Annotated in this window: 14 protein-coding genes; 9 read left to right on the plus strand and 5 right to left on the minus strand. The window is 37.1% G+C overall.

Annotated features, from left to right (window positions below; translation table 11 throughout):
* Positions 1 to 303: 303 nt before the first annotated feature.
* Positions 304 to 621 (minus strand): hypothetical protein, encoded by a 318-nt coding sequence (locus FBR08_RS14170; protein ID WP_158963318.1) that lies wholly within the window; start codon positions 619 to 621, stop codon positions 304 to 306.
* The gene (locus tag FBR08_RS14175) at positions 593 to 1,615 is read right to left on the minus strand and encodes a M28 family metallopeptidase (protein ID WP_158963319.1); all 1,023 of its coding nucleotides are present in this window, start codon (positions 1,613 to 1,615) and stop codon (positions 593 to 595) included. Before FBR08_RS14175 ends, FBR08_RS14170 begins: the two co-directional genes overlap by 29 nt.
* A 161-nt stretch (positions 1,616 to 1,776) precedes the next feature.
* Between FBR08_RS14175 and FBR08_RS14180 the strand changes: the two genes are divergently transcribed.
* Both FBR08_RS14180 and fsa read left to right on the plus strand, forming a co-directional pair.
* Positions 1,777 to 2,586, plus strand: a complete 810-nt coding sequence (locus tag FBR08_RS14180; protein ID WP_158963320.1) for an SDR family oxidoreductase — start codon at positions 1,777 to 1,779, stop codon at positions 2,584 to 2,586.
* An 80-nt stretch (positions 2,587 to 2,666) separates the two neighbouring features.
* Positions 2,667 to 3,323, plus strand: a complete 657-nt coding sequence (gene fsa, locus FBR08_RS14185; RefSeq protein ID WP_158963321.1) for a fructose-6-phosphate aldolase — start codon at positions 2,667 to 2,669, stop codon at positions 3,321 to 3,323.
* Positions 3,324 to 3,569: 246 nt separating this feature from the next.
* On the opposite strand, the gene FBR08_RS16785 is transcribed toward fsa, so the two are convergent.
* Together FBR08_RS16785 and gltS are read right to left on the minus strand one after the other, a co-directional pair.
* On the minus strand, positions 3,570 to 3,713 hold the full coding sequence (locus tag FBR08_RS16785; protein WP_199268605.1) for a hypothetical protein: 144 nt from the start codon (positions 3,711 to 3,713) through the stop codon (positions 3,570 to 3,572).
* A gap of 164 nt (positions 3,714 to 3,877) precedes the next feature.
* On the minus strand, positions 3,878 to 5,083 hold the full coding sequence (gene gltS, locus FBR08_RS14190; protein ID WP_158963322.1) for a sodium/glutamate symporter: 1,206 nt from the start codon (positions 5,081 to 5,083) through the stop codon (positions 3,878 to 3,880).
* A 251-nt stretch (positions 5,084 to 5,334) separates the two neighbouring features.
* Here gltS and guaA point away from each other — a divergent pair, with 251 nt between their 5' ends.
* The 5 genes from guaA (at position 5,335) to FBR08_RS14215 (ending at position 11,214) form a co-directional block, all read left to right on the plus strand.
* Positions 5,335 to 6,861, plus strand: coding sequence for a glutamine-hydrolyzing GMP synthase (gene guaA / locus FBR08_RS14195; protein ID WP_158963323.1), 1,527 nt, complete (start codon positions 5,335 to 5,337; stop codon positions 6,859 to 6,861).
* Positions 6,862 to 6,930: 69 nt separating this feature from the next.
* A complete protein-coding gene (locus tag FBR08_RS14200) occupies positions 6,931 to 8,967 on the plus strand; it encodes a LysM peptidoglycan-binding domain-containing protein (RefSeq protein ID WP_158963324.1) in 2,037 nt (678 codons plus the stop codon).
* Positions 8,967 to 9,374, plus strand: coding sequence for an OsmC family protein (locus FBR08_RS14205; RefSeq protein WP_158963325.1), 408 nt, complete (start codon positions 8,967 to 8,969; stop codon positions 9,372 to 9,374). The genes FBR08_RS14200 and FBR08_RS14205 overlap by 1 nt, the downstream gene beginning before the upstream one ends.
* On the plus strand, positions 9,374 to 9,595 hold the full coding sequence (locus tag FBR08_RS14210) for a DUF3820 family protein (protein WP_158964315.1): 222 nt from the start codon (positions 9,374 to 9,376) through the stop codon (positions 9,593 to 9,595). Before FBR08_RS14205 ends, FBR08_RS14210 begins: the two co-directional genes overlap by 1 nt.
* 314 nt (positions 9,596 to 9,909) lie before the next feature.
* Complete coding sequence (locus FBR08_RS14215) at positions 9,910 to 11,214, plus strand: NAD(P)/FAD-dependent oxidoreductase (protein ID WP_158963326.1); 1,305 nt, start codon at positions 9,910 to 9,912, stop codon at positions 11,212 to 11,214.
* Positions 11,215 to 11,216: 2 nt separating this feature from the next.
* Here FBR08_RS14215 and FBR08_RS14220 read toward each other — a convergent pair whose 3' ends face one another.
* On the minus strand, positions 11,217 to 12,311 hold the full coding sequence (locus FBR08_RS14220) for a DUF3810 domain-containing protein (protein ID WP_158963327.1): 1,095 nt from the start codon (positions 12,309 to 12,311) through the stop codon (positions 11,217 to 11,219).
* Positions 12,312 to 12,376: 65 nt separating this feature from the next.
* Between FBR08_RS14220 and FBR08_RS14225 the strand changes: the two genes are divergently transcribed.
* Both FBR08_RS14225 and FBR08_RS14230 read left to right on the plus strand, forming a co-directional pair.
* Positions 12,377 to 12,655: a (2Fe-2S) ferredoxin domain-containing protein gene (locus FBR08_RS14225; RefSeq protein WP_002985161.1), complete on the plus strand. Its 279-nt coding sequence runs from the start codon at positions 12,377 to 12,379 to the stop codon at positions 12,653 to 12,655.
* A gap of 213 nt (positions 12,656 to 12,868) precedes the next feature.
* Positions 12,869 to 13,636 carry a methyltransferase domain-containing protein gene (locus FBR08_RS14230; RefSeq protein ID WP_158963328.1) on the plus strand — a complete coding sequence of 256 codons (768 nt, stop codon included), beginning with the start codon at positions 12,869 to 12,871 and terminating at the stop codon, positions 13,634 to 13,636.
* Positions 13,637 to 14,197 lie beyond the last annotated feature (561 nt).

Genomic DNA, 14,197 nt, shown 5'->3' on the forward strand with positions numbered 1-14,197 from the left:
TTCTGCGTTGAGGAAACATAGCGATGGGTAGGAGTAACAAGGGAGTAACTGTCAACCGTAAACTGTCAACCCCCAGTATGTCCTGAGGTCACGAAGGAGAAGGGTCGCATCCGCTGCGTCCACCTGCTGAGGGTAGCGGTAAGGGAGTTTTGTCTACACAACGTACAACACGCCAAAATCCTAAAAGCTATCAGTAATCAACTATGAGGGGTTGGTTGATTTTTCAGAAAGAAGATCATTCGTTCTTTTTACGAAGAAACTCCACAAAAAAGCAAACGACAAAAAGACGAAAAAGCAATTTTATCACTTCAAAATAAAAATAAGAAAATACGTAATAATCAGTGATTTAAAAGATAAGAAAGCGAAGGAATCTACCGATAGTTTTCGGTTTATAACGCTGAATCCTAGTGCAATGGGTAAAACATATAGCGCATAATACATGGGAGTATACAGTTCATTGTACACCCAGGCAGCCCATTCACCCGTGTGAGAACCCGTGAGATAAGACGCCCGTACAATCCAAAGCATGAGGTGAATAAAGCAAAGGACAAAAATCGAAATATCAGCCGTTTTTGCCCATTTTATCCGCGTTTTAGTTGAGTTTAGGTCTGTTTGCTCCATTGGCTAATTTCCAAGCAGTTTCAAATATAAATTGGGTTCTTTTGGTTAGAATTGGAAAGTCGATTTTATCAAACGTATCCGATGGCAAATGGTAATCGTCATGGGTGCCATTGTAAAAGAATATCGCAGGGATATTGTTTTTTGCAAAATTGTAATGATCCGAACGATAGTAGATACGCTGAGGATCCTTGTCATCGTTAAATGTATAATCCAGGACTAAATTAACCGATTCCTGATTTGCTTTTTCGGCTGTATCGTGTAAGTCTTGACTTAATTTATCCGATCCCACTAAAAAAATATAATCGCCTGTAGTAGGATGTTCCGCACTGCGTCTTCCAATCATGTCTATGTTTAAATTGGCGATGGTTTGAGACAAAGGAATCGGCGGGTTTTCCGTGTAAAACTTAGAACCAAATAAACCAAATTCTTCTCCAGTTAAATGTAAAAAAAGAATGGAGCGTTTCGGGCGAATCCCTTCTTTTGCTAAAGATTGAAATACACGAGCAATTTCCATAACCGCTGAGGTACCCGAACCGTTATCATCAGCGCCATAGTAAATTTTGTTTAATAAGATACCCATATGATCATAATGGGCCGATAGTACCAATACTTCTTCTGGTTTTTCACTTCCTTCCATATACGCCCAAACGTTTTCACTGTCTTTTAGCTTCATTTGCCAGTTGGTCATAAAAGAAGCGGGAATCGGTTGAAAATAACTTGTGGTATGCGGAGGCGTTCCTATGCCTAATTGGGTATAGTAATTCGCCAGATACGCTGCCGCTTTTCTTTGTCCAGGTTCTCCCGTGCGACGCCCTTCTAGACTATCCGCCGTTAAGATCAATAAACTCTTTTGAATAGAATCGGAAGAAATGCGGGTGAAATAAGCCTCTTTCGCTTCTATAGGTGTGTTTTGCACCACCGTTTGTGGAGATTGACATTGAAATAATCCCAAACTCAATAGGCTAACGAAAGATAAAATACTATATTTTTTCATAGGGTGTCAAATAGAATTAGTAGTTGATAACTCGCAATCAAAAGTACTACTTATTTTTCGTTGTATGAACATGCTCACCCATTCCCTTGGTTTTTTAAAGGCTACTTCCGATTGTCTTTTTTATTAGTTATCTTATATTTGTTGGAAACAAAGAAATAACCATGACGAAAGTAGTTTTTATTACAGGTGGATCTTCTGGTATTGGGAAGTCAATAGGAGAGTTTTTACATGCAAAAGGATTTAAAGTGTACGGAACAAGTAGAAATCCAGCTGGCGTAACGATGTCCATATTTCCTTTGGTACAACTTGATGTTCGCGATGAAGCAAGTATTGCGGAGGCTGTGCGAACTGTAGTAGAGAAAGAAGGGCGCATTGATATTCTAATTAACAATGCGGGTGTTGGCATTACAGGAGCCATTGAAGAAGTGCCTACAGCGGAGATTTTGAATAATTTTCAAACCAATGTATTTGGACCTATTGCCGTTATGAAAGCTGTTTTACCAACGATGCGTCAGCAAAAAAAAGGACTGATTATCAATGTTACCTCAATTGCTGGTTATATGGGATTGCCTTTTCGCGGTTATTATTCCTCTTCAAAAGGAGCGTTGGAATTAATTACGGAGTCCTTGCGTATGGAAGTAAAAACCTTTGGTGTAGAAGTAACGAATGTAGCACCTGGGGATTTTGCAACTAATATTGCTGCAGGACGCTACCATGCTCCAGTTGTTGATTGTTCTCCTTATGAAGAAATGTACAAAATGTCCTTGGATATGATGAATGAGCATGTCAATAGTGGAGGAGATCCGCGTGAAATGGCTGAAGCTATTTTTAAAATAATCCAAACACCAAAACCAAAAGTACGCTACGTTGTAGGGGCACCGATGCAGAAATTTTCCCTGTTTTTGAAAAAGATTCTTCCTGGTAAAGCGTATGAAAGGCTTTTAATGAACCATTATAAAATTAAAGGATAAAAAAGAGCAGGGGGATGCCTAAAACGGAAATTTAAATTGTATTTTTGGCACACAACATAACAAATTTTAAGTTTAAAATTATGAAGTTTTTTATTGACACCGCTAACTTAGATCAAATCAAGGAAGCAGAAGCGTTGGGGGTATTAGATGGAGTGACTACAAATCCTTCACTAATGGCTAAAGAAGGAATTACAGGTGCGGCAAACATCTTAAATCACTACAAAGCAATTTGCAATATTGTAGAAGGAGATGTAAGTGCTGAAGTAATTTCAATCGATTACGAAGGAATGATTAAGGAAGGAGAGGAGCTTGCGGCTTTACATCCACAAATCGTTGTTAAATTGCCAATGACGAAAGAAGGCGTAATGGCTTGTAAATACTTTTCGTCTAAAGGAATTAAAACCAACGTTACTTTGGTATTCTCTGCTGGACAAGCTTTATTAGCTGCAAAAGCAGGAGCAACCTATGTTTCTCCTTTTATTGGACGTTTGGATGATATTTCTACTGATGGATTAGTCCTAATCGAAGAGATTCGTCAAATTTACGATAACTACGGATTTGAAACACAAATCTTAGCAGCGTCAGTTCGTCATACCATGCATATTGTTAACTGTGCTAAATTAGGTGCAGACGTAATGACAGGACCTTTATCAGCTATTTTAGGGTTACTAAAACACCCATTAACTGATAACGGATTAGCGCAATTCTTAGCGGATTACGCAAAAGGTAATCAATAACCTTTTTTAATACAAAACTTATTTACAAACATACAAACTAAAAAAAGCCAACCCGAAAAGGTTGGCTTTTTTTGTATGTTGTTCGTTGTTTGTTGTTTGTTGTTTGTTGTTTGTGCGTTGTGAACTATCGATTAAAGAAAATATTTCCTTAAATCAGAAAAATTCACCGTTAACTGTTCACCGTTCACCGTTAACTGATTACTGTTCACCGTTAACTGTCAACCGTTAACCGTTCACCGTATCCTCTCATTTCTTACCATTCAAAAACAAGAATCCAATAAGAATGAAACCAATTCCCGTAATAAGAGGAGGTTGCATATTGGATTTAACTCCTAGGAAAATCATATAGATTCCCAGTAAAATGATTGCTATAGCTAAAATACGTTGCATAGGTTGTGCGTTGTTCGTTGTTTGTTGTTTGTTGTTTGTGCGTTGTGAACTATCGATTAAAGAAAATATTTCCTTAAATCAGAAAAATTCACCGTTAACCGTTCACCGTTAACTGTTAACTGATTACTGTTCACCGTTAACTGTCAACCAATCCCTGTTAACTGTTAAGAAATAAAGGTCAAAAATATATTTAAAATCAACGCATTGATAATATCTATAAAAAACGCACCTACAAGTGGAATAATTAAAAACGCCTTATAGGAAGGGCCAAATCGATTGGTAACCGCTTGAATGTTAGCAACTGCTGTTGCTGTAGCTCCTAATCCAAATCCACAGTGTCCGGCACTGAGTACAATCGCATCATAATCTTTCCCCATCAAACGATACGTAACATAAGCCGCAAAAAAGAGCATCAGGATAACTTGAATCAATAGAATAAATAAAATAGGTAAGGCCAAATCTACAATTAGCCACAGTTTTAACGACATCAAGGCACAAGCTAAAAAGATAGATAATCCGGTGTTTCCAACAACGTCGATATTTCTACTGTGTACTTTGTATTTAAAAATATACGTTAAGCTATTTCGAATAAGTAATCCAATGAATAAACACCAAACAAAGGTGGGTAATTTGAACGAAAACTGAGCATTCCAATCCGCTAACCATTGTCCCAATACCAAGCAAATAGCTGTCATCGTTACGGTGTGCATCATGGTGGTGTAACTAATCGGAGAGAAATTTTTAGATTTGGTAATATCTTGCTCTTCTTCCTGTTTTTCAATCGCATCAGGATCAGCCTCTTTGTAGTTGTTTTTCTTGAGTAATCGATAGGCTAAAGGCCCTCCAATTGATCCTCCGAAAATAAGCCCAAAAGTAGCACAAGCCATGCCAATTTCTTTGGCTCCCAAAAGAGGATTGCCACTCACGGCAAAATCATCTGCCCAAGCACCTGCTGTTCCATGCCCCCCTGTAAGGGTAATCGATCCCGCTATTAAACCAAATCTCAAATCGAGATTGAGGACTTTTGCTAGAATTACACCTAAAGAGTTTTGGCAAATAATAAATATTGCTGCTATGACAAGAAAAATAACAAGAGATTTTCCCCCTTGAAGTAATTTAGAAAAATCCGCATTTAATCCAATAGAAGAGAAGAACACGAGCATCATGCTTTGTTGAATGGCCTCATTGAAAGTAAAATCTGTTCCTAAAAAGGAATGAGCTCCCCAAGTAAATAGAGCAACTAAAAAACCGCCAACTACGGGTTCTGGAATATTATACTTTTGTAGCCAATTGACTTTTGATACAATAAAATGGCCTAATAAAAGGACCAAACAAGCTAACATTAAGGTTTCGTAAATTCCAAAATCCATATTGAATATTTTAAAGTTTTTTCCTCCTGTTGGTAAGGGAAACAGGGTTACTCGAAGCACAAATATAAGTAAAGATCAAGTGACTTGATACTATGAAAAATGTTTTTTGCGAGTTTTTTAAGTATTTCATTTGTGAGAATGTGAAAATATTCGAATCTTTTACTTTATTGCGGAATAGTGTTGTGAATTCAGCAAAAAAAAAAATGCAGTAAAACTTTTTTGTAGTCTGTGTGAATTATCTATTTTTGCATATGCAACACAATGTACTTATTTTAGATTTTGGTTCGCAATACACACAATTAATTGCGAGAAGGGTTCGAGAATTAAATATATTCTGCGAAATCCTACCTTATAACGGTTTACCAGAGGATTTATCAGCGTATAATGCGGTAATTCTATCAGGAAGCCCATATTCTGTTCGTTCACAAGAAGCTTTACACCCAGAACTTGCTGAAATTAAAGGTAAAAAACCTTTATTAGCCGTATGTTATGGTGCTCAGTATTTGGCGCATTTCTTCGGTGGAGAAGTAGCCCCATCGGATACACGTGAGTACGGAAGAGCGAATCTTGCGTTTATTGCGGATGATCCTTTCTTAAAAGATATCCCAGCAAACAGTCAAGTGTGGATGAGCCACAGTGATACGATTAAAACGTTACCTGCGAATGCTGTTTTATTGGCAAGCACTAAAGATGTAGCCAATGCAGCGTATAAAATCGAAGGAGAACAAACCTACGCGATTCAGTTTCACCCAGAAGTTTACCATTCAACAGATGGTGCTCAACTATTAAAAAACTTTTTAGTAGATATCGCAGGAGTAAAACAAGATTTTACCCCCGCTTCATTTGTAGATGAAACCATTGCAGATTTACGCCAGAAAATCGGAAGTGAAAAAGTAGTTTTAGCCCTTTCAGGAGGTGTGGATTCTACAGTAGCTGCGGTATTGTTGAGTAAAGCAATTGGAGAAAACCTACATTGTATTTTTGTAAACAACGGATTATTGCGTAAAAACGAATTCAATAACGTATTGAAGCAATATGAAGGAATGGGATTAAACGTAAAAGGAGTAGATGCTTCTAAACGTTTTATGGATGCTCTAGCAGGTCAAGAAGATCCAGAAACAAAACGCAAAACTATTGGACGCGTGTTCATCGAGGTATTTGATGATGAATCAAAACTAATTAAAGATGCAACGTTCCTAGGTCAAGGAACAATCTATCCTGATGTAATTGAATCCATCTCGGTTAAAGGACCTTCTGCAACTATCAAATCACACCATAATGTTGGGGGATTACCTGATTTTATGAAATTGAAAATAGTAGAACCATTGCGTATGCTATTCAAAGATGAGGTGCGTAGAGTAGGAGCTTCTTTGGGAATTGACCCTGAATTATTAGGTCGTCATCCTTTCCCAGGTCCAGGATTAGCAATTCGTATCTTAGGTGATATCACACCAGAAAAAGTAAGCTTACTTCAAGAAGTAGATGCTATTTTTATCAACGGATTAAGAGAACATGGATTGTACAATTCAGTTTGGCAAGCAGGAGCTATTTTGTTACCTGTAAATTCAGTAGGTGTAATGGGAGACGAAAGAACATACGAAAAAGTAGTAGCCTTACGCGCAGTAGCATCAACAGATGGTATGACCGCAGATTGGGTACACTTACCTTATGAGTTCTTAATGGAAATCTCCAATCAGATTATCAATAAGGTTAAAGGGGTAAATAGAGTGGTATACGATATCAGTTCTAAACCACCTGCAACAATTGAATGGGAATAAAAATTAGAAAAATAAATAAGTCGCTGTATATTTGTATAGCGACTTATTCGCTTTTATAAAACTACCAAGATGAAAAAGAAAATCGTTATAGCTTTAACAGCCTTTATTTTTACCAGTGGATTAGCCTTCGCTCAAGAGTCAAATTACACCACGTATCGCGTGAGTAAAGGGGAGACAATTAGTAAAATAGCTCGAGAACACAAAATTTCTGTTAGCGAGGTTTTGCGATTGAATCCAGAGGCTAAAACGGGAATTAAAGAAGGCGATGTCATTCAAGTTCCCGCTAGTAAAACACAAGCAAAAACAGCTGTAACGAATATTTCTACAACGACTCAAACGGCAAAGTCAACAGATGTAAAACGAAAAACACACGTGGTACAATCCAAGGAAACAGTCTTTGGGATCAGTCGCCAATACAACGTGAGTGTACAAGATTTATATCAATGGAATCCAGAGTTGGAACGCAGTGGTTTAAAGGCAAATACGACTCTTTTTATCTCACCTTCTTCCACTACTGCTGTTACAGATCAAGCAGCTACAGTTAAGGTAATGCTAGCGGCTACAAAAGCAGACACACCTGTAGATAAAGCTAAAATAGGATATAAGGAAATCGAAATAGAACCCAAGCAAACACTCTATAGTTTGGCGGTAGAATACCAAACGAGTGTGCAAAAGATTATGGAGTTGAATCCAGAATTGAGCGAAGGATTGAAGAGTGGACAAAAGATAAAAGTACCTACTTCAGGAAAGACAGTTGTTTCAACTACTGCTGCCGCTGAAGTAAAACCAACAACTTCGGTGACCACACCGACTACATCCAAAGAAACGGAACAATATCGCACGATTACTATCGAACCCAAGCAAACGCTATTTAGCTTGGCTAAAGAAAACAATATTTCTATTGAGGAATTGGTAGAACTCAATCCTGAATTGAGAAAAGGTTTGCAGGTTGGTATGGAAGTGAAAATACCAAATTCAGGAGAGAACAAAGCGAGTAGTTCGACTCCACAACCCAAGTGGAATTTGGAATCTTCGGGTTCTTTTGTGGATTTAACACAAAGTCTGGATCGCTATACGTCCAAGGAATTAGTGTTGTTGTTGCCCTTTAATGCGTCTCGTGTGGGAGATAATGCCAACGAACGCATGAAAACCGATGGATTCTTAAATATGACGATGGATTTCTATTTAGGAGCTAAATTAGCCATTGATAAGGCTGTGGGTATGGGTCTACCCCTAACAGTTAAAGTTTTTGACTCTAATGAGACAAAAAGCAGTTCAGATGTTAAGCGCATCTTAGCAAGTGAAAATTTAAATAAAACAGAAGTAATTATTGGGCCTTTCTTTCAAAGTAATGTCGATGATGCAGTAAAAGCTTTGCCTAATAGTGATATCGTATTGGTTTCTCCTTTGTCTAATGAAAAGGCTAACCCCTCGTCTCAATTAGTGCAAACAATGCCCTATGGCGATGTACTCAAACAGACCTTGTTGGAGTATCTTATTCAAAAGGACAGTAAAATTACCGTGATTGTAGATGAGAAAAAAGCATCGACAAAGCGCTTTATGCAACGTCATTATCCCAACATAAAAGTAATCGATACCAAAGAAATAAAAGAGGTCGATAAAACATTGGTTGCAGGAAAGAACAATGCATTTATCCTAGATTCCAATAGTATCGAATCTGCACTTTTGTTAACAGATAAATTAAAGGGAAAAACAACGAGCTTTGATATTCAAGTTGCTTCTTTCGACAAAAGTGAAGTCTTTGATTATGGAGAAATTAAGATTGAAACCTTAGTAGCCTTACACTATACTTTTCCTTCCGTAACAAGAGATAGTGAGTCAAGCCTAGATACAGCCTTTGCGAGAGAATATAAAGCGTTAAATAACGCGATGCCTAATCGCTTCGCTATTCGCGGATATGACGTTACTTTAGACGTTATTTTGCGCATGTTTCAGAAAGAAGGCTTTACAGGAGCTTTGGGAATGAAATCGACAGAAATAGAGAATAAATTTGTGTACAGTAAAAATCCAGAGGGAACTGTGCGAAACAGAGGAGTGTATATCCTGCAATATAATGATGATTTAACCGTAAAAGTAGTAGAATAATGTTGTCAAAAATAACGTATTTAGGAGATTTGAGAACCGAATCAACTCACCTGCAATCTGGAGAAAAAATTATTACAGACGCACCAGTGGATAACCACGGAAAAGGACAAGCTTTTTCCCCAACCGATATGGTAACCAATGCTGCAGGATCTTGTGCCATGACGATTATGGGAATTAAAGCCAATGAATTGGGGGTTGATATGGTCGGTTCTACGATTGACGTTTTTAAAGAAATGCAAGGGGAACCAAGGCGAATTAAAAAAGTAACTTTACACATTAAGATGTTGAGTACTGCTAATGAAAAGGAGCGTGTAATCTTAGAACGCGTAGCCATGCATTGCCCCGTTTTATTGAGTTTGCATCCCGAAATAGAAAAGGAAATAACGTTTAACTGGACGCAGAAATAATACTAGACAATCAAAGAGAACTGGTTGAATTGGCTAAAGCCAAAATGCCTTTTGGCAAATACGAAGGCAAATACCTGATTGATTTGCCAGAATACTATGTCGTTTGGTACCACAATAAGGGTTTTCCAAAAGGGAAATTAGGCCAACAACTCGCTTTGGTATACGAATTAAAATTAAACGGCTTAGAGCCATTAATTCGAAATATTCGAAATAACTTTTAGAGATACAACCGACTTAATCGTCGGTTTTTTTGTTTTGTATCTATACTAAAGGCTTTGTAAATACCCGGGAATAGGGCAGAAATGTTAATTCTTTCCTTAAATAAAAAATTAGGCTAAATAAAAAAAGGCGAAGGTATTTTGCTTAATTTTTTTGAATTGCTATTTTAAGCCTTTATTTTTAGCAATTGAATAGTAAAAACCTTTGTTTTTTGTGTAGTAGATAAATGGGAAAATTGATTTTCTTTCCTTCCCTGTAGTAGGAAACGCAAAACTTGATAAATAGTCGTAAATTTGTAGGACAAAACAGCCTAGTTATGATGAATATTCCTACATCTAATCGTCCTCGAGTTGTAATTATTGGAGGAGGATTTGGTGGATTAGCATTAGCTAAGAAATTGAAAAACAAAAATTTTCAAGTTGTACTATTAGATAAGCATAATTATCATACGTTTCAACCTTTACTTTACCAAGTCGCAACTGGCGGTTTGGAATCGGGATCTATTGCATTTCCGATTCGAAAGGTGGTTCAAAACTATGAGGGAATTTTCTTTCGCGTGGCTCAAGTGCAACGCATTGATACAGAAAATAAAAAAGTAATCGCCGATATCGGCACCATCTTTTTTGATTACTTAGTGATCGCTACGGGGTCTAAAACAAACTTTTTCGGTAATACCGCTATTCAGCAAAACAGTATGGCGATGAAAACGATTCCACAATCGTTAAACATCCGAAGCTTGGTATTGGAAAATTTTGAAGAAGCGTTGTTGACCAATGACGAAAAAGAGAAACGCGCCTTAATGAACTTCGTTATTGTAGGAGCAGGACCGACAGGAGTAGAGTTGGCTGGTGCTTTGGCAGAAATGAAGAAACACGTGTTGCCAAAAGATTATCCCGATCTGGATATCAGACAAATGGAAATCAACGTCATTCAAGGAGGTGCTAAGGTTTTGGATGCGATGTCAGATAAAGCATCCCGTAAAGCCCAAGAGTTCTTAGAGAAATTAGGAGTGAATGTATGGGTGAATGAAATTGTAACTGATTTTGATGGCAAGACGGTACAAACAAAATCAGGAAGAGAATTTAAAGCAGAAACGGTTATTTGGACAGCAGGTGTAATGGGAGCCGTGATTGATGGATTTGAAGCGGCTGTGATTCAAAGAGGAAACCGATTAAAAGTCAACGAATACAATCAAGTAGAAGGATTTGATTCCATTTTTGCTATTGGAGACGTAGCGGCTATGGTAACGGAACATTTGCCCATGGGACACCCGATGATGGCACAACCCGCTATTCAACAAGGACAATTACTAGCGAATAACTTAATTCAATTAAGAGACGGAAAACCGCTGAAAAAGTTTGTCTACAACGACAAAGGGTCTATGGCAACCATCGGAAGAAATAAAGCCGTAGTCGATTTGCCTAGATTTCAATTTAGTGGATTCTTCGCTTGGTTCGTTTGGATGTTTGTGCATTTAATGTCTCTAATCGGATTTAGAAATAAATTCTTGGTGTTCTGGAATTGGCTATACAACTACTTAATGTTTGATCGTCAAGCGCGTTTAATCGTTCGACCATATAAGAAGAAAAACGAAGAAAGTTTTACGAAGAATAATGAATAAATTTAGAAAGAGCCTGTAAACACAGGCTCTTTTTTATTGTAGTGAATCAATAAATCAATAAACTTATTGTAGGAGCGAATGCCCTCTTTTTGGTTGTTGATCTTGAGGAAGTTACTGTAAATGAACTTGAATATTGAATTCGTTACCGTTTTATAGGAGTGCCAAAATAAGGTGTTTTCGATTAAATTGGTGTGTACTCCTGGGTGAATCTCTTCAAGTAAAACTTTAAAGTCACTTTCGGTTTCTTCCGATTCCAACGCTTTTAAACAGTAGCGCAGGGCAAAGATATTGGCAGAATATTGATAGCGAATGTCTTCTTGTTTTTTAGCAGCTAAAAAACCGATAAAGTTGGCTTCGCTTTCTTTGGCATAACCGACTTGATGTGCAATTTCATGGGAGGAGGTAACAATCAATGTAGAGGTTGGAATTTTGGTATTGACTTGTGCTTCTAAGGTAAAAGGATTGACATAACCTGAAAATCCCATGTAGGTTAAAGGCAAACTATACAAAGAACCTTTAGCCTTTTGACTGCCGTATGTAAACCATTGGGTAGATTCGCTTAAGGTATGCATGCCCAATTGAGCGTCTTGTCGAATTTGGTCTTTGTTAGACGGAAGTACAACAGCCTGTAAAGAATCTTGGGTTATAGCCAGCTGTAAGGCATTGGTTTGTTGAATCATAATTTGAGTCAACTCCAAAAGCTCTTGTTTGGTATAACCTTGTTGTAAATCAAGCTGTGTGGCTAAGGGAATTCGATAGTTATTGAATCCCCAGAAGAGGTTAAAAGCAACATAAAAAACAACACATCCTTTGAGGAGTAAACCCACATAAGCACGTATTCGCTTCTTGGTCTCGCGGTTCTTTTTCCAAAGATGGCGAATTTTCCACAAGAGAAATAATCCAACTAAAAAGTAAAGTACATCGCCAAGAGAGAAGGGAAATAGGTTAGTACACGCGGTAATCAGACGCAAGTAAACCGCATAAAACCCATGGGTATAAAAGCGTTCAACCCATTCGGCATTTGAGGTTAGTATATTTTTAAGTATCAGAAACACAGCGAATCCGATGAGATAGTATCTTGTTTTTATTGGGCGCATTTTAACTAAAAATTTATTTAGAATAGATAAATATAACCATATATTTGCAGCAAACTTTGATCCAAATGAGTAAAGTTAAGAAAGGTGAGCGAACAATCTTCGTTTGCGATGGAAAAAAATGTTGCCGATACAATGAAGAAGCCAAAGCATGCTTTGAAGATTTACTTGAAGAAAGTGGTCTCGGAGCCGATTATGCGTTGTGTAAAATGAAGTGTCAAGGCATGTGTAAAAAGGCTCCCGTAGTCTACCTTTCAGAACACGATACTTATAAAAAAGAAGTAACGAAGAAAAAGGCAAAGAAAATCTTTGAGAAATACGTTACGGCTGCTGTTTTATCTTCGTAATTTAGTCTTTAGTTCAGACAAAAATGATTAGAATAACTAGTGGTAAGAGGACATAAAAGCATGCCATACTTCTTGTTCAGTCTGTATTAAATTCTTAGTTTATAGCCTTATTTTTACAAAAATCACATAAACTCCTGCTTATTTTTAGTAGATTGTAACTGGTATTTCACTAGCGTCTCCGTAGTTTAGTATATAATTTTAAAATAGGGTATTATGCCTTGGAATCCAGTAGTATATAACAAGTTTAAGCAGGTTCGTTTTTTGCCGTTTTTCGACTTAAGTGCCATGATTCAGGAAACACCAATCATGAAATCAGTTGATTTGGGATGTGGTACAGGAGAACAAACCGCATTGTTAGTTGAAAAATTCAAACAAGCCACTTTTATAGGAATTGATTCTTCTGTAGAAATGCTTGAACAAGCAGCACTTTTAAAATCCGATCGGTTAGAATTTCAATGTCAAACCATAGAAAACTTTGTAGAAACGAATGAATCGTGGGATGTTATTTTTAGCAATGCCGCACTGCAATGGTCTGATAATCATCAAGATTTATTTCCAAAGCTTATTGCTAAATTAAATTCAGGAGGACAGTTTGTTGTTCAGATGCCCTATCAACCAGAAAATATACTAAACAAATTACTTTACACCCTTGCGGAATCAGAGCCTTATCGAACCCAGCTAAAAGGATGGAATAGACCTTCTTCTGTATTGGCATTAGATGATTATGCCCAAATTATGTTTGATGGTGGGTTAAGTCAGTTGAGTATTTCTCAACGTATTTATCCAATAATAGCTCAAGATCATCATACCTTATATGAATTTATTGCTGGCTCTGCTTTAATACCTTATTTAGAAAGGTTAGAAGAGGACAAAAAAGCTTTGTTTATTGCAGCTTTTAAAGCAGAAATAGCGAATTCTTTTAAAAAGCTACCTGCTTTATATGCTTTTAAAAGGATATTGCTTTATGGTAAAAAAGAGTAAGATATTTTTTAAATTGCAATTGTAAAATTACTGATGCCAACAAAAAATAATAAGATCGATGTTGGGAAGATCATTGAGGAAACAAATTATTATCCATTCGGTATGGTAACACATTTAATTCTACCCAGTATGTCATTTCGACGAAGGAGAAATCGCATTTGTTACTCAACATCCGTCAATCACGCTCGTCTTTCAAAGCCTTGTAGGATGCGACCCTTCGTAACCTCAGGGTGACATGACGAGCGTGGGTCGTGGATGTAAAGCATGTGTTTTTATGCAGTTGTGTTTGGTTCTTTTTTAGCCTTTAAAAAAAAGTATAGATGGTTTAGATTCCCTAATAACTTTTGTTCGCAACAGCTAAAGCATGGAGATAATCTGTGTCCGTGCCTTCGGGTAGTGCCCTACTACTTTTGGGATAAAATGACATAAAATATCCTGTTTTGTTTAGTAAATAAAATATAAAATACTGAAAAATAATATGTTAGTAAAGGTGAGTTAAAGGTTCCTTTTGTGTTTGTTCGGTGTTTGCTTGGTTTTACGCCCTTTTACCGAACAAATACA

Origin of the sequence: Myroides fluvii (genome assembly GCF_009792295.1) — a bacterium.
GTDB lineage: Bacteria > Bacteroidota > Bacteroidia > Flavobacteriales > Flavobacteriaceae > Flavobacterium > Flavobacterium fluvii_A.